The 21,367-nt window shown below is 61.4% G+C and carries 19 protein-coding genes; 9 read left to right on the forward strand and 10 right to left on the reverse strand.

The features are described from left to right. Positions 1 to 34: 34 nt before the first annotated feature. The 6 genes from Q0936_RS16165 to Q0936_RS16190 form a co-directional block, all read right to left on the reverse strand. Complete coding sequence (locus Q0936_RS16165; RefSeq protein WP_299297580.1) at positions 35 to 1,318, reverse strand: pyruvate dehydrogenase complex dihydrolipoamide acetyltransferase; 1,284 nt, start codon at positions 1,316 to 1,318, stop codon at positions 35 to 37. A gap of 12 nt (positions 1,319 to 1,330) precedes the next feature. Then, a complete protein-coding gene (locus Q0936_RS16170; RefSeq protein ID WP_299297579.1) occupies positions 1,331 to 2,701 on the reverse strand; it encodes a pyruvate dehydrogenase complex E1 component subunit beta in 1,371 nt (456 codons plus the stop codon). Between the two features lie 14 nt (positions 2,702 to 2,715). Continuing rightward, positions 2,716 to 3,729, reverse strand: a complete 1,014-nt coding sequence (gene pdhA, locus Q0936_RS16175) for a pyruvate dehydrogenase (acetyl-transferring) E1 component subunit alpha (RefSeq protein ID WP_299297578.1) — start codon at positions 3,727 to 3,729, stop codon at positions 2,716 to 2,718. Between the two features lie 129 nt (positions 3,730 to 3,858). Further along, positions 3,859 to 4,158: a septum formation initiator family protein gene (locus tag Q0936_RS16180; RefSeq protein WP_299297577.1), complete on the reverse strand. Its 300-nt coding sequence runs from the start codon at positions 4,156 to 4,158 to the stop codon at positions 3,859 to 3,861. 88 nt (positions 4,159 to 4,246) lie between these two features. After that, a complete protein-coding gene (locus tag Q0936_RS16185; protein ID WP_299297576.1) occupies positions 4,247 to 5,020 on the reverse strand; it encodes an SDR family oxidoreductase in 774 nt (257 codons plus the stop codon). A 73-nt stretch (positions 5,021 to 5,093) separates the two neighbouring features. Next, positions 5,094 to 6,281, reverse strand: coding sequence for a phosphoglycerate kinase (locus Q0936_RS16190; protein WP_299297575.1), 1,188 nt, complete (start codon positions 6,279 to 6,281; stop codon positions 5,094 to 5,096). A 138-nt stretch (positions 6,282 to 6,419) separates the two neighbouring features. On the opposite strand from Q0936_RS16190, the gene Q0936_RS16195 reads away from it, so the two are divergent. The 3 genes from Q0936_RS16195 (at position 6,420) to Q0936_RS16205 (ending at position 8,577) form a co-directional block, all read left to right on the forward strand. After that, complete coding sequence (locus Q0936_RS16195; protein ID WP_299145051.1) at positions 6,420 to 6,929, forward strand: peptidylprolyl isomerase; 510 nt, start codon at positions 6,420 to 6,422, stop codon at positions 6,927 to 6,929. Then, on the forward strand, positions 6,919 to 7,479 hold the full coding sequence (locus tag Q0936_RS16200) for a peptidylprolyl isomerase (RefSeq protein ID WP_299297574.1): 561 nt from the start codon (positions 6,919 to 6,921) through the stop codon (positions 7,477 to 7,479). The genes Q0936_RS16195 and Q0936_RS16200 overlap by 11 nt, the downstream gene beginning before the upstream one ends. Before the next feature lie 168 nt (positions 7,480 to 7,647). Beyond that, on the forward strand, positions 7,648 to 8,577 hold the full coding sequence (locus Q0936_RS16205) for a DUF3179 domain-containing protein (protein ID WP_299297588.1): 930 nt from the start codon (positions 7,648 to 7,650) through the stop codon (positions 8,575 to 8,577). Positions 8,578 to 8,654: 77 nt separating this feature from the next. Here Q0936_RS16205 and Q0936_RS16210 read toward each other — a convergent pair whose 3' ends face one another. The 4 genes from Q0936_RS16210 to Q0936_RS16225 all read right to left on the reverse strand — a co-directional run bounded on the left by Q0936_RS16210 (position 8,655) and on the right by Q0936_RS16225 (position 11,931). Beyond that, positions 8,655 to 9,164 carry a polymer-forming cytoskeletal protein gene (locus tag Q0936_RS16210; protein ID WP_299145055.1) on the reverse strand — a complete coding sequence of 170 codons (510 nt, stop codon included), beginning with the start codon at positions 9,162 to 9,164 and terminating at the stop codon, positions 8,655 to 8,657. Beyond that, on the reverse strand, positions 9,154 to 10,485 hold the full coding sequence (locus Q0936_RS16215; RefSeq protein ID WP_299145058.1) for a M23 family metallopeptidase: 1,332 nt from the start codon (positions 10,483 to 10,485) through the stop codon (positions 9,154 to 9,156). Before Q0936_RS16215 ends, Q0936_RS16210 begins: the two co-directional genes overlap by 11 nt. Positions 10,486 to 10,660: 175 nt before the next feature. Next, positions 10,661 to 11,470, reverse strand: a complete 810-nt coding sequence (locus Q0936_RS16220; RefSeq protein ID WP_299297587.1) for a ferritin-like domain-containing protein — start codon at positions 11,468 to 11,470, stop codon at positions 10,661 to 10,663. Continuing rightward, entirely contained in the window at positions 11,470 to 11,931 is a 462-nt protein-coding gene (locus Q0936_RS16225) for a peroxiredoxin (protein WP_299297573.1), read from the reverse strand. The genes Q0936_RS16220 and Q0936_RS16225 overlap by 1 nt, the downstream gene beginning before the upstream one ends. Before the next feature lie 74 nt (positions 11,932 to 12,005). On the opposite strand from Q0936_RS16225, the gene Q0936_RS16230 reads away from it, so the two are divergent. From Q0936_RS16230 to Q0936_RS16255, 6 genes are all read left to right on the forward strand, one after another. Beyond that, positions 12,006 to 15,416, forward strand: coding sequence for a DUF3971 domain-containing protein (locus Q0936_RS16230; protein WP_299297572.1), 3,411 nt, complete (start codon positions 12,006 to 12,008; stop codon positions 15,414 to 15,416). Between the two features lie 21 nt (positions 15,417 to 15,437). Beyond that, positions 15,438 to 16,511 (forward strand): tRNA preQ1(34) S-adenosylmethionine ribosyltransferase-isomerase QueA, encoded by a 1,074-nt coding sequence (queA, locus tag Q0936_RS16235; RefSeq protein WP_299297571.1) that lies wholly within the window; start codon positions 15,438 to 15,440, stop codon positions 16,509 to 16,511. A 75-nt stretch (positions 16,512 to 16,586) separates the two neighbouring features. Then, the gene (locus Q0936_RS16240; RefSeq protein ID WP_299145071.1) at positions 16,587 to 17,855 is read left to right on the forward strand and encodes an MFS transporter; all 1,269 of its coding nucleotides are present in this window, start codon (positions 16,587 to 16,589) and stop codon (positions 17,853 to 17,855) included. Positions 17,856 to 17,949: 94 nt separating this feature from the next. After that, positions 17,950 to 18,528 carry a DUF924 family protein gene (locus Q0936_RS16245; RefSeq protein WP_299297570.1) on the forward strand — a complete coding sequence of 193 codons (579 nt, stop codon included), beginning with the start codon at positions 17,950 to 17,952 and terminating at the stop codon, positions 18,526 to 18,528. 151 nt (positions 18,529 to 18,679) lie between these two features. Then, positions 18,680 to 20,077 (forward strand): dihydrolipoyl dehydrogenase, encoded by a 1,398-nt coding sequence (gene lpdA / locus Q0936_RS16250; protein WP_299297569.1) that lies wholly within the window; start codon positions 18,680 to 18,682, stop codon positions 20,075 to 20,077. Positions 20,078 to 20,139: 62 nt separating this feature from the next. Further along, positions 20,140 to 21,303 carry an MFS transporter gene (locus Q0936_RS16255; protein ID WP_299297568.1) on the forward strand — a complete coding sequence of 388 codons (1,164 nt, stop codon included), beginning with the start codon at positions 20,140 to 20,142 and terminating at the stop codon, positions 21,301 to 21,303. Positions 21,304 to 21,367 lie beyond the last annotated feature (64 nt).

The following is a 21,367-nucleotide window of genomic DNA, read 5'->3' on the forward strand; positions in this document are numbered from 1 at the left end:
ACCTACCGCAGCCCCCTTTTTTTGTGTTTGGCAGTTACGCCAGCATCGACAGCGGATTTTCAAGGTTGTCGACAATCGCCTGCAACAGCTGTGCGCCCAACGCGCCGTCAATGACGCGGTGATCAACGGACAGCGTGACCGACATCACTGTGGCAATGCCAAGTTCGCCATCTTTGCCAACGACCGGTTTTTTGACACCTGCGCCGACCGCGAGGATCGCGCCGTGCGGTGGGTTGATCACAGCATCGAAGTTGTCGATGCCGAACATCCCCAGGTTTGAAATTGCAAAGCTGCCGCCTTGATACTCATGTGGCGCCAGTTTGCGATCGCGTGCCCGGCCTGCCAAGTCCTTCATCTCCGCGGACAAGGCGGAAAGTGACTTGTGATGCGCATCTTGCAACACGGGTGTAAACAGACCGCCTTCGATCGCGACGGCGACTGCGACGTCCGAGGGGGTCAGTTTCAGTACTTTGTCACCTGCCCAAACTGCATTGGCGTCGGGCACCTGCTGCAATGCGATCGCGCAGGCCTTGATGATAAAGTCGTTGACCGACAGTTTCACACCACGTTCAGCCAATTGGCCGTTTAACGTGCCGCGGAACTCCAGCAAGGCATCCAGGCGAATGTCACGCCGCAGGTAGAAGTGGGGTACAGTTTGTTTGGCTTCTGTCAGGCGCGCGGCAATTGTCTTGCGCATACCGTCCAGCTTGACCTCTTTGTAGTCGCGCCCATCGTACATTTTGGTGACTGCGTCGCCAGATGGTCCCGATGCTGGCGCCGCAGGTGCTGCGGTTGCAGCAGCAGGTGCTTCAGCTTTCGCTGGCGCAGCTGTCGCGTTCTCAACGTCCGATTTGACGATGCGGCCATGCGGACCAGAGCCTTTGATCGCGGATAGGTCCAAACCTTTTTGCGCAGCAATGCGGCGCGCAAGCGGTGAGGCGAACACGCGGGCTCCGTCCTTGGTCTTGGGCGTAGGGGCCGCTGCAAACTGCGGTGTTGGATCGGGTTCTTTCGCCGCCTCTTGGGCGGGTTCCCGAGTTGGCGTGCTGGCTTCGCCGATGCTGTCGGCGCTTTCGCCATCTTCCAGCAAAACAGCGATTGGGGTGTTTACCTTGACCCCTTCGGACCCTTCAGCGATCAGGATTTTCCCCACAACGCCTTCATCCACGGCCTCGAACTCCATCGTGGCCTTGTCGGTTTCGATTTCGGCCAAAAGATCACCGGAAGACACCGTGTCTCCCTCTTTGACCAGCCACTTCGCGAGCGTGCCTTCTTCCATTGTTGGAGACAGCGCGGGCATGAGAATTTCTATCGGCATGTCTGCGGCTCCTTAGCGGTAAGTGACTTGTTTCACGGCTTCGATCACTTCGTCTGTCGTGATCAGCGCGTGTTTTTCGAGGTTTGCGGCATAGGGCATCGGAACGTCCTTGCCAGTACAGTTGATGACCGGCGCGTCGAGGTAATCGAACGCCTGCTGCATGAGAACGGAACTGATGTAGCTGCCGACAGACCCTTGCGGCCATCCCTCTTCGACAGTCACACAGCGATTGGTTTTCATCACAGAGTTGATGATCGTTGCCGTATCCATTGGACGTATCGTGCGGAGGTCGATGACCTCGGCGCTGATACCGTCTTCGGCCAGCTTTTCTGCTGCTTCCAAGGCGTATTGCATGCCAATACCAAACGACACCAACGTGACATCTGTGCCTTCGCGCCAGATGCGGGCCTTGCCGAACGGAATGGTGAAATCGTCCATGTCCGGCACATCAAAACTACGTCCGTAGAGGATTTCGTTTTCCAGGAAGCACACAGGGTTGTTGTCGCGGATCGCGGTCTTCATCAGACCTTTTGCGTCGGCGGCAGAGTAGGGCATCACCACCTTCAGGCCGGGCACTTGCATGTACCATGCTGCATAGTCCTGCGAGTGCTGGGCGCCCACGCGCGCGGCAGCGCCGTTGGGTCCACGGAACACCATGGGTGCACCCATCTGACCGCCGGACATATACAGCGTTTTGGCCGCAGAGTTGATGATCTGGTCAATCGCCTGCATGGCAAAATTCCACGTCATAAACTCGACGATGGGGCGCAGACCGCCAAAGGCTGCGCCGACGCCGATCCCTGCGAACCCGTGTTCCGTGATCGGGGTGTCGATCACCCGCTTGGCGCCAAACTCATCGAGAAGACCTTGGGACACTTTGTAAGCCCCCTGATATTCCGCAACTTCTTCGCCCATCAGGAATACGTTTTCATCCGCGCGCATCTCTTCGGCCATCGCGTCGCGCAGGGCCTCGCGGACAGTTTGCGATTTCATCGCGGTGCCTTCGGGATAGTCGGGGCTGGTGTCGGACACGGGCGCCTCGGGTGCCGCGCTGGTGGCCGCTGGGGCAGCAGGCGCGGCGGCGGCCGGCGCGGCTTCGGCGGCAGGGGCAGCACTTGCCGCTATGTCGCTGGCGTCTTCGCCTTCTTCGAGCAAAACGGCGATTGGCGTGTTCACTTTGACACCCTCTGTCCCCGCGGGGACAAGGATCTTGCCGATGGTGCCTTCGTCGACGGCCTCAAACTCCATCGTGGCCTTGTCTGTCTCGATCTCGGCCATGATGTCGCCTGACGACACGGTGTCGCCTTCGTTAACAAGCCATTTCGCCAGCGTACCCTCTTCCATGGTGGGCGAGAGGGCGGGCATGAGTATTTCGGTTGCCATTGTCTGTCTCTCCCTTACGCGTTCTGCGGTGCCGCATCGTCGGCGTAGATGTCTGTCCAAAGCTCGTCGAGCGCCGGTTCCGGGCTCTCTTTTGCGAACTCAGCCGAGGCGTTTACGATCTGCTTGATCTCTTTGTCGATGGCCTTCAGGTCATCCTCGCTGGCGTGCTTGCCGGTCAGCAGCATCGAACGCACTGCCTCGATGGGGTCACGCTCGTCGCGCATCTTTTGCACTTCTTCGCGGGTCCGATATTTGGCCGGGTCAGACATCGAGTGACCGCGGTAGCGGTATGTCTTGATCTCGAGAATGTATGGCCCTTTGCCTGCGCGGCAGTGGGCGACGGCCTTTTGACCAGCGGCCTTGACCGCGAGCACATCCATACCGTCCACTTCCTCGCCGGGGATGCCGTAAGCGGCACCGCGTTCCCAATAGCTGGGCGACTTGGTCGACCGTTTGGTGGACGTGCCCATGGCGTATTGGTTGTTCTCGATCACGAAAATGACGGGCAGGTCCCACAGCTCGGCCATGTTGTAGGCCTCATAGACCTGACCTTGGTTGGCGGCGCCGTCACCGAAGTAGGTAAAGGTGACGCGGCCATTGTCCTTGTACTTGTCGGCAAACGCCAGACCCGCACCCAGCGGCACCTGTGCCGCCACAATCCCGTGGCCGCCGTAGAAATGCTTCTCTTTCGAGAACATGTGCATTGAGCCGCCTTTGCCTTTGGAATATCCGCCCTCGCGGCCCGTCAGCTCGGCCATCACACCGTTGGGGTCCATGCCGCAGGCCAGCATGTGACCGTGGTCGCGGTAGGACGTGACGCGCTTGTCACCCTCTTCGGCGGCGGCTTCGAGACCGACGACAACCGCCTCTTGCCCGATGTAGAGGTGGCAGAACCCCCCGATCAAACCCATACCATAGAGTTGGCCCGCTTTCTCTTCGAAGCGGCGGATCAGGAGCATGTCGCGGTAGTAGCCTTTCAGCTCCTCCGCGGACACGTTTGATTTGGTTGTGGCTTTGCGCGCGGCCATGGGGGCAGTCCTCCTCCGGGCAGGAATAGTTTAGCGTTAAACTATTCTCTACAGGATTCGGACCCGTCACGCGAGTGTCAATGTGCCGCAACGGCAGCCTAACCATAGAGCATGGAAAAATATGAGTTTTTAGCGAATGACGATTTCGTCGCTGCGCAGAACGCCCAACATGCGTCGCGCCTGTTCGTCCAGCAGGTCCAGATCGAGGTAGTCGTCAGACAAGCGGCGCGTCAGGTTTTCCATCTCGTCGACTTCGGCCTGCACGGCGGCCAGTTGTTGGGCGAGGTCCTGCGCTTCGGCATCAATTTCGGCACGGCGGAACAGGCCGTAATCCCCCTGCACAGCGGCAAAGGTGAAATAGATCGCCAACGCAAAGGCGATTGCGAAAAAGATAAATGTCCCCAGTGCGGGGCGCGCGGTGCGGGTCATGTGCTTTGCCTCTGGTCCGCCTCTTTGTGCGGTTTGGAGCAGTATGGCACAGGTGATTCGCCTTGGGAATCCCCCTTGATTCAATGCCCTAGTGTTTTCCCATGATCTGCGCGGCAATCCGCGTGGTCAGACCACGTGGGGAAATGCGGGGCAGGGCGGCTAGAACCTTGTTCATGGCGCCGGGCACCACGATCCGTTTCCCGATCCGTGCACCAAGCCAGCCCAACTCCGCCACGTCAAAGGCCTTCATCGGTTTGGCAAGTTTGAGCAGGCGCACGCCGTGCATGTCCGCATCCTCAAAGAAATTGGTGGCCGTTGCGCCGGGGCAAAGGGCCGTCACGGTTACGTTCGAGCCGCGCAATTCCTCGGCGACGGCTTCGGACAGCGACAGAACATAGGCTTTGGTTGCGTGGTAGACGGCCATGTTCGGGCCGGGGGTGAACCCGGCGACGGACGCGACATTGAGAATGCGGCCCTTGGGCTGTGCCTGCATGTGGGGGATGGCCAGTTTCATCAGGCGGGTCAGGGCGATCATGTTCACGTTGATCGAGCTGAGTTCGCGGCTCCAACCTTGCCCGTCGGCAAAGGGGCCGTTGTAGCCAAGGCCCGCATTGTTCACCAGAACATCGACTTTGCGTCCATCGGTGGCGGTGGACCACAACTGGTCAACGGCGTCCGGGTCAGACAGATCTGTTGGCACAACCAGCACTTCGACGCCGTGTGTGCGGGCGGTTTCTGCGACCTTGTCCAGCTTGTCCTTGGACCGCGCGGCCAGGATCAGGTTGCGGCCTTCCTTGGCTGCGATATGCGCAAACTCAACGCCCAGTCCTTCGGATGCGCCGGTGATCAATGTCCAAGCCATGTCTGCCCCTGTGTTTTTCGGTACAGGGGCAATATGGGGACGCGTGGCCGGGCTGCCAAGCGCGGGAGAATGACTATGTCATGAGGGCTGCAACGCCGGGCAGTTCCTTGCCCTCCATCCACTCCAGGAACGCGCCGCCTGCGGTCGAGATATAGGTAAAGTCGTCGGCCACGCCGGCCTGGTTGAGCGCCGCAACAGTGTCGCCGCCCCCGGCCACGGTGATCAGGTCACCAGAGGCGGTGCGCTGTGCAGCCGCTTTGGCGGCGCTGACGGTGGCCGTGTCGAAAGGTGCGATCTCGAAGGCGCCAAGCGGTCCGTTCCAGATCAGCGTTTTCAGCTCAGCAAAGGCCGCGGCGATGTCGGATGCGGCGGCGTCACCGGCGTCCAGCACCATTTGATCATCCTCGAGCACGGTGTCCGCGTTCAGCGGAATGATGTCGTGCGGTGCACCTGCGGCGAAGGCGCGGGACACGCGGCCATCGCTGGGCAGAATGACACGGCATCCGGCCTCTTGGGCAGCGGCCAGAATGGCGCGGGCCGTGTCGTGCAGATCGGCCTCTTGCAGGGACGCGCCCATTTGCGCGCCTTGGGCGGCGATGAAGGTGTTGGCCATGCCGCCACCGATGATCAGCACGTCGATCTTTTTGACCAGGTTTTCCAGCAGGTCCAGTTTCGTCGATACTTTGGCACCACCGACAACCGCGCCGACGGGCCGTTTGGGGTTGGATAGGGCCGCTTCGAGGGCTTGCAGTTCGGCCTGCATCAAGCGCCCGGCACAGGAGGGCAGATGCGCGGCGACACCGGCGGTCGAGGCATGGGCGCGGTGAGCGGCGGAAAAGGCGTCGTTGCAGTAGACGTCACCCAGCGTGGCGAGAAACCCGGCCATTTCGGGGGCGTTTGCCTCTTCCATCGCGGAAAAGCGGGTGTTTTCGACCAGGATCACCGCGTCACTGGTCTGAGCGTCGATGAAATCGCGGCTGGGCCGTTCGACAAAGATGACAGGGCAGCCGAACGCGGCCTCAAGATCAGGGACCAGTTGGGCAAGGGACAATTCGGCACTGGGTTGCCCCTTGGGGCGCCCAAAATGCGCCAGCAGTACGGGGCTGCCGCCCTTGGCACGGATGTCAGTGATCGTGGGCACGATGCGGTCAATGCGCGTGGCGTCGGTGACGCGGCCATCTTCCATCGGAACGTTGATGTCGACGCGGGTAAGAACCCGTTTGCCCTGAAGGTCCATGTCGTCCAGCGTTTTCCAGCCCATATCGTGCGCTCCTTGGTCATAGCTTCCGTTAGGTCGCGCATTGCATCGCGGCAATCGGCCAGAACGTCAACGCGTTACTTGTCCCGGACGCCGCATCGGCATATGTCCAACCAAAGCTTGAGACAGAAAGAGGCAGACATGGCCGATATCAAAGACCCCGAAAACACAATCCTGATGGAGCTGAAAGGTGGCACCGTCACCATCCAGTTGTTGCCTGACGTTGCGCCACAGCACGTGGAGCGGATGAAGGAACTGGCCCGCGCGGGCGAGTACGACAACGTCGCGTTTCACCGCGTCATCGACGGCTTCATGGCCCAGACCGGTGATGTGCAACACGGCGACATGGAAGACGGGTTCAACATCCGCATGGCGGGCACCGGTGGGTCGGACAAGCCCGACGTTCCGGCCGAATTCTCCAAGATCCCGCATGCACGTGGTAGCCTTGGTGCCGCACGGTCGGCCAACCCCAACAGCGCCAACAGCCAGTTTTTTATCAACTTCAAGGACAACGACTTTCTGAACGGTCAGTACACCGTCTACGGCCAGGTCGTGGCGGGCATGGAACACGTGGATGCCATCACGCGCGGCGAGCCGCCTGCGGAGCCTGACCGCATGATCAGCGTCAAGGTGGCTGCAGATGTTGCGTAACCTGATCGCTGCTTTGGCCGTTGCTGGCGCGACACCTGCGCTGGCCACGGGCCTTGAGGTCACTGTGGCGGGGGAGGCAAACGGCACGATCACTATCGATCTGCTCGAAGACGTTGCGCCCAAACACGTGGCCCAGATCACCGCATTGGCCGAAGCAGGTCAGTATGACGGTGTTGTATTTCACCGGGTGATTGATGGCTTTATGGCACAGACCGGTGACGTGCAGTTTGGCGACGCAACGGACGGCTACAACTATCGCCGTGCCGGGACGGGTGGGTCTGACCTGCCTGATCTGCCAGCGGAATTTTCGGACGTTCCGTTTGACACGGGCGTCGTGGGCATGGCCCGGTCGCAGTCGCCCAACAGCGCCAACTCGCAGTTCTTTATCATGTTCCAGCCGGGCCCGTTTCTGAACGGTCAGTACACGGTCGTGGGGCGTGTGACGGATGGTCAGGATGTGGTTCAGGCGATCAAACGCGGACACCCCCGCAGTGGCGCCATTTCCGAAGGCGAGCCGGACCGTATGACCAAAGTTGTCGTAACCGACTGAGAAAAATCAGTTTTTGAGATGTGAAAGGGCGTATCTGGCGATGCGCCCTTTTTCACGTCTGCGTGGGGTTGGTTGTGCGCTGGCAAGGGCCTGAGCCACACTGCATCAGCATGTGCAGAGGAGGTGGGCGTGCGGATCTTGATCACCAGTATTTTGACCGGCCTGTGGATGAGCGTGGTTGCATCTGCCGATCCCAGTTTCTGGAAACACGAGTGGCCGGATACGGATTTTGGCAAAACATCCATTGGCAACTGGGTTGAGATACTGTCGGGCGGCCCACCCAAGGACGGCATACCAGCGCTGGACGCGCCGCAATTTGTCGAGGCGGCGAAGAAACGAGGCTTGGGTGCGCGCGAACCGGTGATCACCATGGCGATGGAGGGTGCGCGGGCGCGCGCCTATCCAATCCGCTATTTGATTTGGCACGAGATCGTCAATGACAGCATTGGCGGCGTGCCCGTGGCGGTGACGTTCTGCCCGCTGTGCAATTCCGGCATGACGTTTGATCGGCGGGTGCAGGGACGCACGTTGAGCTTTGGGGTGTCTGGCAAGCTGCGCAATTCGGATATGATCATGTATGACCGCGAAACCCAGAGCTGGTGGCAGCAGGCGGTTGGTCGCGGCATTGTTGGTGAGATGACCGGCGTTGCGTTGACCCACATGCCCACGTGGATGGAAAGCTGGGCAGAGTTCAAGGCGGCGCACCCGGACGGTCTGGTGATGGCGGAGCCGCCCCACAATCGGGACTACAGGCGCAATCCCTATTCCCGCTATGACAGCAGCCACCGACCGTTCTTGTACTCCGGCGACCCGCCGCCCCATGGCATCGCGCCGCTTGCGCGCGTGGTCCGTGTGGGGGATCGGGCATGGCCGTTGTCACGACTGGCCGCGTTGGGCGACCTGTCAGAGGCAGGGATCACGTTGAGTTGGCACGCGGGCCAGGCGTCGGCCCTCGACACACCGCGCATCGACAAGGGCCGTGATGTCGGCAGCATCCGTGTGCGCGATACATCAGGGCAGGATGTGCCGCATGATGTCATGTTCGCCTTTGCCTTTCACGCATTCTGGCCCGAAGGGGCGTGGATGCTGGGCCAGTAGCGCCCAAAGGCAGGCATGAAAAAAAGGGCGTCGCAGATGTCACTGCAACGCCCCGTATTGGGTGTGATCCGGGTGGCTTATTCGCCAGCAGGCGGCGCGGCGGGTGCTGCGGCGTGCTTGGGTTTGGCCGAACCGGAGTTCAGAGGATCGTCCTGACGTTGCACGGAACCCTCGAAGTGAGCGCCGGATTCGATGGCGATTGTCTTGTGAATGATGTCGCCCTCGACACGTGCGGTCGATGTCAGGCGCACCTTGAGGCCACGCACACGACCGACGATGCGGCCGTTGATGACCACGTCATCGGCGATGACTTCGCCTTTGATTGTGGCGCTTTCACCGATGGTCAGCAGGTGGGCACGAATGTCGCCTTCGACGGTGCCTTCGACCTGGATGTCGCCGGTGGTTTTCATGTTGCCCGTTATGTGCAGGTCCGCCGACAGGATCGAGGCGGGGGGCTTGGCCTTGGGGGCGCTTGCCTTGAACTCGCTCTGTTTCGGGGCCGCGGCGGGTGCGGGTGCGGGCGGAGCAGCCGGTTTTGCTGCGTCAGTGCTGGGGCCGGGTTCGTTGATTTTGCTCTTAGAAAACATCGTTCGCTGCCTTGATATAGATCATCGGGTTGACGGCCTTGCCGCCGACACGGACTTCGTAGTGCAAATGCACGCCGGTCACCCGTCCAGAGGCTCCCATATCACCAATCCGATCCCCGCGCGAGACCCTTTGGCCAACTTTCACGCGAAGTTTCGACAGATGTGCATAACGGGTTTCAATGCCAAATTCGTGTTGGATTTTAACCAACCGGCCATAGCCGGACTGCCAGCCCGAGTACGTGACAACGCCGTCCGCTGTTGCATAGAGCGGCGTGCCGTTGCTGGCGGCAAAATCGACCCCGTTATGCATCCGGCGGCCACCAGTTTTGGGATCGCGGCGGAACCCGAATGATGACGTGAACCGGAAGGCGGATTTGACGGGGGACGCAAAGGGCGCCTTTTGCGCGGCGATGCGGTAGAGGTTCAGCTGATCCATCTGGTTGATCAGACGGTTGGCGCGCAGGGCGTCGGGGCTGGGTTCTTCGCCGCGGGTAGAGAAGGACAGGGGCGTCAGTGGGCCACCCTGGCCGGAATAACCGCGGCGTACCTGTTCGATGATGCGGTCGGTGGGCATCCCGGCGGCGCGGAACATTTTGTCCAGTGGCGCGACCGAAACCGTCATCGCCTCTTCGAGTTGGCGGAAAATCTGGTCGTTTTGCTCTTTCATCACCGCGATTTCAGCGGCCATCGCGTCGGCGGCCAGCAGTGCGTCTTGTGCGTCCAGCACCACCTTGTCACGTTCTGCCGCGGTCCGTGCCAGCGCCTCGGCGACGAAATCCATGGGCGCGCCACCTCCGGCAGAGGCCAGTGCGGTGCCGCCCGTGCCGGTTTCGAGTTGTTCTTGCAATGTCGCCAGCTCAGACCGTGCATCCTCGCGGGCTTGCATGGTGCCGCGCAGCGTGGATTGGATCACGTCGATGCCCGTCTCAAGTTCGCGTCGACGTGTTTCAGAGCTGAGCAATTCGGACTGCATGACAGAGATTTGCGCCAGTGCCGCGTTGAACCGCTCTTGTGCGGCCAGGGCTTCTTCGGCGCGGGCATCACGTTGGGCGGACAGATCGTTCAGTCGCGCCTGATAGGTGCGCTGGTCCCGTTTGGCCTGTTCGCGGAAGTTCCCGGCACCGATGCTGTCCATCAGCAGAATGGCGGTGGCAACAATCGCCCAGGCGACCACGAAAGAACTGCCGGCGAATGCCACCAGTTGCGTTCCAGACCGCAGCCGAATGAAACGCGTGTCATTGTCCGATTTGAGAAAGACCCGACGCTCTGGAAAATAGTGTTCCAGCAGACCGTGCCATTTGATGCCGAGGCGTGTTCGCACTGCGCTCGTCCTTTGTCCCATCCCAATTGCGGCACTCACATCCCCCAACACGGTGCCTTGACGCCTGTGCATAAGGATGTCGCCCTTTGGCGGCAAGTCTCATCACAGCTTGGGGCGGTAAGTGGTGCGGAATTGTGTCAAATTGGCGGAAAACCGCCAATGCGCGCCATACGGATCAGTCCGCGACTGCAAGTGGCCAGTAGAAATCCGGGGGCAGTCCGGCCTCTGCGCGCTTTTCTTCGTTGAAGGGCGGTTTGAGTGGGCTGTGAAAGTAACGTTGTACCAGTTCGTGAAAGGCGTCCTTTGGGTCAAGGTTGTGTCGCCCGCACAGAAAGTGGAACCACTTGGACCCGTAGGCCACATGCGCGACCTCTTCGGCATAGATGTTTTCGAGGGCTGCGACCGCGCTGTCGGCCTTGGCCTTGCGAAACACCTCGATCATGCCGGGCGTCACATCGAGCCCGCGCGCCTCGAGCACCATGGGCACAACAGCGAGGCGGCCCATGAAATCGGTGGCGGTGTCTTCGGCGGCGCGCCACATGCCAGCGTGGGCTGGCAAAGCGCCATAGTGGCTGCCCATTTCCTCAAGACAATCGCACATCAGGTTGAAATGTTTGGATTCTTCGTCTGCGGCTTTGACCCAGTCATCGTAGAAGCCAATGGGCATTTCTACGTCGGTAAAGCGCGCGATGATGTCCCAGTGCAGGTCCACCGCGTTCAATTCGATGTGTGCCACCGCGTGCAACAAGGCGATGCGGCCCTCGGGACTGCCGGGGCGTCGGCGCGGTACATCGCGTGGGCTGAGCAGTTCGGGCGCAGCCGGTCGGGCCGGGTGCATGGGCGGCGCGGCGGTGCCAATCTCTGGCCTGTCACCAGCCGCGCGTGCCGCCCGCCACTCGGCGGCATAGCGCCGGGACAGGGCGGTTTTTTCCCGTCCGTTTGCCGTGCGCAGAACCGCCTCGGCCATCTGCGCCAGCGGCATCATCACAGGGCTTGCACCGCAGCAAGAACAGCCTCGGCGTGACCCGGTACCTTGACCTTGGGCCAGACCATAGCCACGTCGCCGTTGGCATCGATCAGGTAGGTTGTGCGTTCGATGCCCATGTATTTCTTGCCGTACATGTTCTTTTCCTTCCAAACGCCATAGTCCTCGCAGACCGTGCCGTTTTCGTCCGACAAGAGCGGGACAGAAAGGTCGCGTTTGGCGGCGAATTTGGCATGGCTGGCAACGCCGTCCTTGGACAGGCCGAACACCTTGGCGCCTGCGGCCTCGAAATCTGACAGCAGTTCGGAAAAGGCGATGGATTCCTTGGTGCAGCCGGGTGTGTCGTCGCGCGGATAAAAGTATAGAACCACCGGACCGCCCTTGAGGTCGGACAGTGTCACGTCGGTGCCGTCGCTTTGCGGCAGGGTGAAATCAGGGGCAGGGGTCGCAATGTCGAGCACGGATCAGAACCTTTTCGTGACAATTGGGAAAGTTGTGACTGGCATGATAGGGCTGTGCGGACAAGAATAAAGACATGAGCAGCGCGGAACCCATATCGCCCGAGCGCCCCGTGCGCCGCAAAAGCCTGTGGCGTCGCCTCGGGTTGGGCAGTGTTTTGCTGACGCTGTGCGTCACAGCGATCTGTGGCGCGGTGATATATGTGTTGATCGGACGGCCCGTTGCGGCCCCGGATTGGCTGCGCGCCCGGATTGAGGCGCGGGTGGCCGATGCGCTTGGCACAGCGTCGTTGCGGTTTGACGATCTGGAGCTGGTTGTCGAAGAGGGCCTGGTTCCGCGCGCGCGCATGACCAACGTGCAGTTCGTGAACGCGGCAGGCGCGGAAATTGTGGCATTCGGCGAATTGCGTGCGGGTGTGTCGATGGACAACCTGTTGCAAGGCCAGTTGCGCCCGTCCGACATCACCATAAGCGGTGTGTTCGGGAAATTGCGCCGACAGGTGGATGGATCGGTTGTGTTGTCGGGGGGCGTCGACCTCAGCTCGCCCACGCAAGAGGCCGCGACTTTTGCCCAATTGATCGAAAGCATCGACGACTTGCTGACACTGCCCGCGCTGTCGGCGCTGCAATCGGCAGATGTTCAGGCGATGACCCTGCGGATCGAGGATGTGCGGTCTGCCCAGGCATGGACAATGGATGGCGGGCGCATGCGCTTGACCCGCGACGACGACACGGTGCGGATCACATCGGACCTAGCACTGTTGAGCGGCGGGCAGGGGGTCGCGACCCTTGAGGCCAATTACCAAAGCCGGATCGGGGATGCGGCCGCGTCTTTTGGTGCCACGGTTGCGGATGTGTCTGCAGGTGACATTGCGGCCCTTGCGCCGCCCTTTGCCTGGCTGGATGTGCTGCGTGCGCCGATCTCCGGATCAATGCGTGGCGGGATCGATAGCGATGGCACGCTGGCCCCCTTGAACGTGACGCTGGGCATTGGGGCCGGGGTCATTCAGCCCACGGATGCGACGCGGCCTGTGCCGTTCACGTCGGCGCGCAGCTATTTCAATTATGACCCGGATGACCGTGTGCTCGAGTTCAGCGAGTTGTCCGTCGACAGCGCCTGGATCACAGGCAGCATCGAGGGGCAGACAGTGCTGGGGCTGGATGACAGCGGCGCGTTGGACGATCTGGTGGGACAGTTCCGCGCCAGCCGCTTGGCGGCCAATCCCGACGCGCTGTATCCAGCGCCCGTTGTGTTGGACGGGGCCGAGATGGATTTCCGCCTGACGCTGGCGCCGTTCCATCTGGACATCGGGCAGGCCGTGTTCCGTGATGGCGGGCAGGTCTTGCTGGCGCGCGGCATGCTGGAGGCGGCGGATGCCGGTTGGCGCTATGCGCTTGACGCGCAGGTCGACACGTTGTCGCCGGATCGGTTGTTGGAACTCTGGCCGGAACAGTTTGTGCCGCAAACGCGGTCGTGGCTGTCCGAGAACCTGTTGGGCGGGACGCTGAGCGACGTGGATCTCGTGCTGCGGGACGCGCCGGACACGCCGACCAACGCCTATGTCAGCTTTGCCTATGACGATGCGCATGTGCGCTACGTCAAGACTTTGCCGCCGATCAAAAATGCGCGCGGCACGGCCAGTTTGCTGGACCAACGTTTTGTCGTGTCGGTCGATGCGGGACAGGTCACCGCACCCGAGGGCGGCATTGTCGAAGTGGGCGGGTCGTCCTTTATCATCCCGGACGTCACAGCGCGGGATGGCGCGCCCGCGGTTGTGCGGCTTGAGGCATCGGGGTCTGTGACATCCGCACTGTCCCTGCTGGATCAGCCGCCCCTGAACCTGATGAAAAAGGCGGGGCTCGCGCCCAGCCTCGCCGAAGGGCAATTGCAAATGGCAGGCACCTTGGCGCTGCCGCTCAAATCCGGGCTGAAGACGTCGGACCTGATCTATGACGCCACAGGAACGGCGCGGAATGTGATCAGCACGCAACTCATCGAGGGGCGCAGGTTGGCGGCGGACACGTTGCGGGTCACCGCGTCCAACGCGCAGGTTGCGGTCTCTGGCCCCGGCACATTGGACGGCGTGCCATTCGATGCCGTCTGGACCCAGCCGATCTCGACCACGCCGCAGCCCGGTCAAGTGGCCGGAACGCTTGAGCTATCAGAGCGGACAATTCAGGCGTTTCAACTCGGTCTGCCCGATGGCCTAGTCACAGGGCAGGGCGAGGGCGAGATCGTGGTGGGCCTGCCCGTTGGCGGGCAAACACCTACTTTTTCCCTCACCTCGGATTTGCGCGGCGTGCGCCTGTCATCGCCACCTCTGGGTTGGCGCAAGGCGGCTGGAACGGCTGGGCAATTGTCGATCTCTGGCACGCTCGGTGCGACGCCAACGGTCGATGCGCTGCGACTGGATGCACCGGGTCTGAAGGCCACGGGGGCAATCACGTTGACCCCCGGCGGCGGTCTGGAACGGGCGCGGTTCTCTCAGGTCGAGGTGGGACAGTGGTTGCGCGCGCCTGTTGATCTGGTGGGGCGTGGGCGCAATCCACCGGGCGTGGTTGTACGGGGCGGCGTGCTGGACCTGAGACAGGCCGATTTCGGTGGCTCGGGTTCGGGCACGGGTGGCCAGCAGGGCGGCGGGCCGATCACGCTGACCCTTGATCGTTTGCAGATCACCGACTCGATCTCGCTCACCGGTTTGGAGGGCCAGTTCAACATGACGCGCGGCCTCGACGGTGAATTTCGCGCGCAGGTGAATGGCGGCACTGTGGTGCGCGGTCAGGTCCTGCCGCAGAATGGGCGCAGCGCCATCAGGATCAGGTCAGATGACGCGGGCGGCGTCGCCGCATCTGCCGGTATTCTCAAACAAGCGCGTGGTGGGGCGTTGTCCCTGACCCTGTTGCCCGTGGGGGCCGCCAGCTTTGACGGCACGCTTGAAGTCACTGAAACCCGGATCACCGACGCGCCTGCCATTGCGGCCCTCTTGAATGCGGTCAGCATCATTGGCCTGCTCGAACAGATGCGCGGCAGCGGTATCCACTTTCAAGAAGTTGAGGCCGCGTTTCGCCTGACCCCCAGTACAATGGCGCTGACGCGCGCCAGTGCCACAGGACCGTCGATGGGGCTGTCCATGGACGGCACGTATGACGTGACGCGTTCGGTGCTGGACATGCAGGGCGTGATTTCGCCCCTGTTCCTGCTTAACGGGATCGGCAGCATCCTGACCCGCAAGGGCGAGGGGCTGATCGGGTTCAACTACCGGCTGCGCGGCCCGGTCACGGACCCGCGCGTGCAGGTCAATCCGCTGTCGGCGCTGACGCCGGGTATGTTCCGCGAGATCTTTCGCGCACCGGCACCGGAATTGCCGCAAGTCGAAGGCGATGCCGCAGCTCCTGTGCAGCCAGAGGCCTTTGCCCCGGAACCGCAAGCCGAGACACGCGCGCAGCGCCGCCTGCGCGAGCGTCGAGAAGAGCTTGATGAACGGTGAGCACCGCGATACGCCGCGCGCATGCAACTTTCTGATTTCGACTTTCACCTGCCCGAAGACCTGATTGCCACCCGACCCGCATCGCCGCGGTCCTCCGCGCGCCTGCTGGTGGCAAATGGGAAGGCCACCCATGATCAGGTGGTCACTGATCTGGTCGACTGGCTGCGCACCGGCGATCTCTTGGTGCTCAACGACACGCGGGTGATCCCCGCGCGCCTGTTTGGCACCCGCGCACGAACCAGCACGCAGGGCGATACCACTGCAAAGATCGAAGTCACGCTGCTTGAGCCGCGCGCGGACGGCACTTGGGCCGCGCTGGTCAAACCGCTGAAGAAGGTGAAGATCGGGGAAACGGTGCGCTTTTCCGACGAACTGTCTGCCACATTAACAGGGGTCACAGACGGGCAGGGCCTGTTGCAGTTCAATCTGTCGGGTGACGACTTTGACGCCGCACTGAATGCGGCGGGGGCAATGCCCTTGCCGCCCTATATCGCGGCCAAACGACCGGCGGACGCGCAGGACAAGACCGACTACCAGACAATCTGGGCGCGCAATGCCGGTGCTGTTGCTGCGCCAACGGCATCGCTGCATTTCGACGATGCGCTGATGCAGGCGCTGGATGCGCGCGGTGTGCAGGTCACCTATGTCACCTTGCATGTGGGCGCGGGCACGTTCCTGCCGGTCAAGGTGGACGACGTCACCACTCACAAGATGCATTCCGAATGGGGTCAGGTCAGCGCGGGTGCCGCACAGGCCATGGCCAACACGCGCGCACGCGGCGGGCGTGTGATCCCGGTCGGCACAACCGCATTGCGCCTGATCGAAACGATGGCACGCGATGGTGGCTTTCATGCTTGGGAAGGGGAGACGGATATCTTTATATACCCCGGCTTTACCTTTCGCGCGACGGATGGGCTGATGACCAATTTCCACTTGCCCAAATCCACCTTGTTGATGCTTGTGTCTGCCCTCATGGGCACGGAACGGATGCGCGCGGTCTATGCCCACGCAGTGAGCAACGCATACCGCTTTTTTTCCTACGGCGACGCCTCTCTGCTTCTGCCGCAGGCACAAGACGCAAAACCGACATCCTGAGGTCGCAAAATCTGCTGACACGGACCATCGCCTGTGACACGGGTGAGAGACACACCCGCCAAGGAGTGATCGGCCATGATGCAAGTTTTGACCAGCGCGTGGGCCTTGTTGCTTGGCATGTTCCTGTTGATGGTCGGCAACGGCATGCAGGGCACGCTGTTGGGTGTCAGAGGCGAGATCGAAGGGTTTTCGACCCTCGAGATGTCGATCGTGATGTCTGCCTATTTTGCCGGTTTCCTCGGCGGCAGCCGCATGGCGCCGGGCATGATCCGGCGGGTGGGGCACGTGCGCGTGTTTGCGGCGCTGGCCTCTTTGATCTCGGCGGTGATGATCCTTTACCCGACGTTTGCGGACCCTTGGGTGTGGACAGCGGGCCGTGTGCTGATCGGGTTCTGCTTTTCCGCGGTCTACGTGACGGCGGAAAGCTGGCTGAACGATGCGGCGGACAATTCGAACCGTGGGCAGGCGCTGTCTCTTTACATGATCGTGCAGACGTTGGGCATTGTGGCCAGTCAGGCGCTTTTGCTGACGGCGGACCCGTCGGGCTTTGTGCTGTTTGTGATCCCGTCAGTGCTGGTGTCTATCGCGATCACGCCGATCCTGTTGTCGATCAGCCCGACACCGGCCTTTGACACGACCAAGCCGATGACGCTCAGGGCGCTTGCAAATGTGTCACCGCTGGGTGTCGTGGGGATGTTTGTGCTGGGGGGCGTGTTTTCGGCGCAGTTCGGTATGGCATCGGTCTACGGCGCGCAGGTTGGTTTGAGCGTAGCGCAAATCTCGACCTTTGTGGCGATCTTCTTTGTCGGGGCGGTGGTGCTGCAATATCCAATTGGGTGGATGTCCGACCGGATCGACCGGCGCGTTCTGGTTGTGGCTGTGGCGGCTGTCGGCTTTGGTGGGTCGGTCCTCGGCATGGCGCTGGGCGGCAGTTTCACGCTGTTGCTGGTGTCCGGGTTCATCGTGGGCGGCATGTCGAACCCGCTTTATTCCCTGTTGATTGCGCACACCAATGACTTTCTGGACCACGACGATATGGCCGCGGCCTCCGGCGGGTTGGTGTTTATCAACGGGCTGGGTGCGGTGTTCGGACCATTGATCGTCGGCGCATTGATGGAGAACGTGGGCCCGGCCGGGTTCTACCTGTTCACGGCGGTGCTGTTTGCAGTGCTGGTCGCCTATGCCAGCTACCGGATGACACAGCGGGCCACGATCCCACTGGATGAGACGGGCTCTTACGTGGTGATGTCCCAGGCGTCGACCACACCTGTGGCGATGGAGATCGCTCAGGAATACGCCATCGAGTCCGATCTCGAAGACGAGGAAGACACGCATGCCGCGTAATATGTCGCAGGTGTTGCATTTCGTGATTGGGTTCACACATGTAACCAATGTAACGGTGACGTAACGGTATGCATGGAGAGTGGGAGCGAACACCATGGTTGGTCCGGACGAGGTTTTGAAGTTTTGGTTGGATGAGTGCAGTCCGAACGAATGGTATTCACAAGACGACGTGCTTGATGACGCCATACGCGCCCGTTTTGAAACCACATGGCAGGCCGCTGCCGAAGGCAAATTTGCCCTGTGGCTGACATATCCCAATGGCGCGCTCGCCTATATCATTCTGACGGATCAGCTGTCGCGCAACATGTTCCGCGACGACAGCCGCGCCTTTGCGTTGGACCGGGCGGCGTTGGCCGCTGCAAAGTCCGCAATCGCCAAAGGGTGGGACATGCGGGTCGACCTGCCTGCGCGGCAGTTCTTTTACATGCCACTCGAGCATTCCGAGAACCTCTGTGACCAGGACCGGGCCGTTCGCCTGATCTGTGAGCGCATGCAGGACGACACTTTCCTGACGCATGCGCAGGCGCATCGCGAAGTGATCCGGCAATTCGGACGCTTCCCGCACCGCAATGCCTGCTTGGGTCGCAAATCCACCGCCGCCGAACTGGCCCACCTTGAGGCGGGTGGTTACGGCAGTGTACTGCGCGCGCTCCAGGCCAAAACCGCAGCCTGACGGACCCACGTAACATCACCGTATTTGCACCGCACCTGACGCATTCCCTTGCGTCAGGCGATTTGTCGCGGGCTGGTTGCGTTGAGGTTGGAAAAAAAATAGTTTAACGGTAAACTAAATCTGACGTGGCGCTTTTTGCGAGGGTACTGATATGGCGGCGAAATCCTTTGATGTTGTGGTGATCGGCTCCGGGCCAGGCGGCTATGTGGCGGCAATTCGCGCTGCACAGCTGGGTCTGAACACATGCGTGGTCGAACGCGAACATCTGGGTGGCATTTGCCTGAACTGGGGCTGTATCCCGACCAAGGCGATGCTGCGCAGTTCTGAAGTCTTCCACCTGATGCACCGCGCCAAGGAATTTGGCCTCAAGGCGGATGGCATCGGCTATGACCTGCCAGCCGTTGTAGACCGCAGCCGCAAGATCGCCGGGCAACTGTCGGGCGGCGTGCAGCACCTGCTGAAAAAGAACAAGATCACCGTGATCATGGGCGAGGGCACGGTCCCGTCCAAGGGCAAGGTCAGCGTCAAGACCGACAAGGGCACCGAAGAACTGACCGCCAAGAACATCATCCTGGCCACAGGCGCGCGGGCGCGCGAACTGCCGGGTCTTGAGGCCGATGGCGAACTGGTCTGGACCTACAAGGCGGCGCTGACGCCTACGCGGATGCCCAAAAAGCTGTTGGTCATCGGGTCGGGCGCAATTGGCATCGAATTTGCCAGCTTCTACAATACGTTGGGCGCTGACACGACTGTGGTTGAGGTCATGGATCGCGTCCTGCCGGTCGAAGATGCTGAAATCAGTGCCTTTGCCAAGAAAGCCTTTGAAAAGCAGGGCATGAAGATCATGCAAAAAGCGATGGTCAAACAGTTGGACCGCGCCAAGGGCAAAGTCACAGCCCACATCGAAGTGGGCGGCAAGGTCGAGAAGCAGGACTTTGACACGGTGATCTCGGCCGTCGGCATCGTCGGCAATGTCGAAGGGCTGAACCTTGAGAAACTTGGTGTGAAGGTGGACCGGACCCATGTGGTCACGGATGAATATTGCCGCACCGGGGTCGACGGCATCTTTGCCATCGGGGACATCGCGGGCGCGCCATGGCTTGCCCACAAAGCGTCCCATGAGGGCGTGATGGTCGCTGAATTGATCGCGGGCAAGAACGCCGTGCATCCGATCAAACCCAATTCCATTGCGGGCTGCACATATTGCCACCCACAGGTGGCCAGCGTGGGCCTGACCGAGGCCAAGGCAAAAGAGGCGGGCTACAAGGTCAAAGTTGGCAAATTCCCCTTCATCGGCAACGGCAAAGCCATCGCACTTGGTGAGCCCGAAGGCTTGATCAAAACGGTTTTCGATGAAAAGACCGGCGAGCTGTTGGGCGCGCACATGGTTGGTGCAGAAGTGACCGAACTGATCCAGGGCTATGTGGTTGGTCAGGCGTTGGAGACCACCGAAGAGGACCTGATGCACACGGTCTTCCCGCATCCGACCCTGTCCGAAATGATGCACGAAAGCGTGCTGGACGCCTATGATCGCGTGATCCATATGTAGGGCGCGGGCCGCGCACATATCGCGGCCTTGCAGCGACCGGCTTTCAGGCGTAGCCCGGAGCCATGACCGACCGCACCTCATTCCCGCTTGTCTTTGCCCTCTGGGGCGCGGGATTGGGGGCGGCGGGGCAATACGCCAAAATCTCAATCATCTTTGACCGTCTGCCACAGGTCTATCCCGACGCGGGCCCCGCGCTGGGGTTCATCGTGTCGCTGGTCGGGTTTGTGGGCATCGTGCTGGGCGTTGTGGCTGGGCTGGTCGTGGCGCGCATCCGGTACCGCCGCGCAATGCTTTGGGCGCTTTGGGCGGGGGCGGCGCTGTCGCTGTTTCAGGCAACACTGCCGAGCCTGCCCTTGATGTTGCTCAGCCGCGGGCTTGAGGGCGTGTCGCATCTGGCCATCGTGGTGGCCGCGCCCACTTTGATCGCACAGCTTAGCGCAGACAGGCACAGGGGATTTACCCTGACGCTCTGGAGCACGTTTTTCTCCGTCGCCTTTACCTTGCTGGTGGCACTTGGCCTACCCTTGGTCGAGGTGCAGGGCCTGCCCGCGCTGTTCATCGCGCACGCTCTGTGGCTGATGGCATTCGCGGTGATCCTGACTGTGTTCCTGCGCCCGCTCGAAGTGCCGCCGGAAGGGCGTTTGGCCGTCAGCGGGATCGCGCGCGATCATGTTGCAATCTACCGATCCCCGCGCATCGCGGCTCCTGGGGCGGGGTGGATGTTTTACACCTTCTGTTTCCTCGCCATCCTGACTGTCCTGCCGCCCTACATCGCGCCGGAATGGCGGGCTTGGGTGATGGGGGCGATGCCGCTGACCTCGATTGCCGTGTCGTTGACGCTTGGCGTGTTTTTGCTGCGCTACATCACGGCGGTGATGTTGGTGCAGATTGGCTTTGCCGCCTGTATTGCGTCGCTCTTGTGGTTGTGGGCGATGCCGGGGCTGCCTGCGGCCTGTCTGACGCTTGCGGGCGCACTTGGGCTGGTGCAGGGCGCAAGCTTTGCCGCTGTGCCGCAGTTGAATGAGGGCGCCGCTTATCAAAGCCAGGCTTACGGCGGCCTCGCGCAGACGGGAAACCTTGGCAATACGCTCGGCACGCCGGTGCTGCTGCTGGTGCTGGGGGCCGCCGGGTTTCCGGGGCTCGTGTGGACCTGCGTGGCTGTATTTGCCTGCGGCATTGCGGCCCACGCGTGGATGGCTGCGCGGCGCCGTGCTGACAGCACATGACAGCAGCAAACATGTTCGCACAATGTTCTACTTTTTTCATTGGCTGTCACGGCCATCTGACCTA

The organism is uncultured Tateyamaria sp., assembly GCF_947488715.1.
Taxonomy (GTDB): Bacteria; Pseudomonadota; Alphaproteobacteria; order Rhodobacterales; family Rhodobacteraceae; genus Tateyamaria.

Bases quoted from the DNA above. Each gene is read 5' to 3' on its own strand.
- Q0936_RS16245 (WP_299297570.1), top strand. From the start codon at position 17,950: ATGGTTGGTCCGGACGAGGTTTTGAAGTTTTGGTTGGATGAGTGCAGT.
- Q0936_RS16180 (WP_299297577.1), bottom strand. From the start codon at position 4,158: ATGACCCGCACCGCGCGCCCCGCACTGGGGACATTTATCTTTTTCGCA.
- Q0936_RS16230 (WP_299297572.1), top strand. From the start codon at position 12,006: ATGAGCAGCGCGGAACCCATATCGCCCGAGCGCCCCGTGCGCCGCAAA.
- Q0936_RS16220 (WP_299297587.1), bottom strand. From the start codon at position 11,470: ATGATGCCGCTGGCGCAGATGGCCGAGGCGGTTCTGCGCACGGCAAAC.
- Q0936_RS16190 (WP_299297575.1), bottom strand. From the start codon at position 6,281: ATGGGCTGGAAAACGCTGGACGACATGGACCTTCAGGGCAAACGGGTT.
- Q0936_RS16195 (WP_299145051.1), top strand. From the start codon at position 6,420: ATGGCCGATATCAAAGACCCCGAAAACACAATCCTGATGGAGCTGAAA.
- Q0936_RS16240 (WP_299145071.1), top strand. From the start codon at position 16,587: ATGATGCAAGTTTTGACCAGCGCGTGGGCCTTGTTGCTTGGCATGTTC.
- pdhA (WP_299297578.1), bottom strand. From the start codon at position 3,729: ATGGCCGCGCGCAAAGCCACAACCAAATCAAACGTGTCCGCGGAGGAG.
- Q0936_RS16165 (WP_299297580.1), bottom strand. From the start codon at position 1,318: ATGCCGATAGAAATTCTCATGCCCGCGCTGTCTCCAACAATGGAAGAA.
- Q0936_RS16205 (WP_299297588.1), top strand. From the start codon at position 7,648: ATGAGCGTGGTTGCATCTGCCGATCCCAGTTTCTGGAAACACGAGTGG.
- lpdA (WP_299297569.1), top strand. From the start codon at position 18,680: ATGGCGGCGAAATCCTTTGATGTTGTGGTGATCGGCTCCGGGCCAGGC.
- Q0936_RS16210 (WP_299145055.1), bottom strand. From the start codon at position 9,164: ATGTTTTCTAAGAGCAAAATCAACGAACCCGGCCCCAGCACTGACGCA.
- Q0936_RS16200 (WP_299297574.1), top strand. From the start codon at position 6,919: ATGTTGCGTAACCTGATCGCTGCTTTGGCCGTTGCTGGCGCGACACCT.
- Q0936_RS16185 (WP_299297576.1), bottom strand. From the start codon at position 5,020: ATGGCTTGGACATTGATCACCGGCGCATCCGAAGGACTGGGCGTTGAG.
- Q0936_RS16170 (WP_299297579.1), bottom strand. From the start codon at position 2,701: ATGGCAACCGAAATACTCATGCCCGCCCTCTCGCCCACCATGGAAGAG.
- queA (WP_299297571.1), top strand. From the start codon at position 15,438: ATGCAACTTTCTGATTTCGACTTTCACCTGCCCGAAGACCTGATTGCC.
- Q0936_RS16255 (WP_299297568.1), top strand. From the start codon at position 20,140: ATGACCGACCGCACCTCATTCCCGCTTGTCTTTGCCCTCTGGGGCGCG.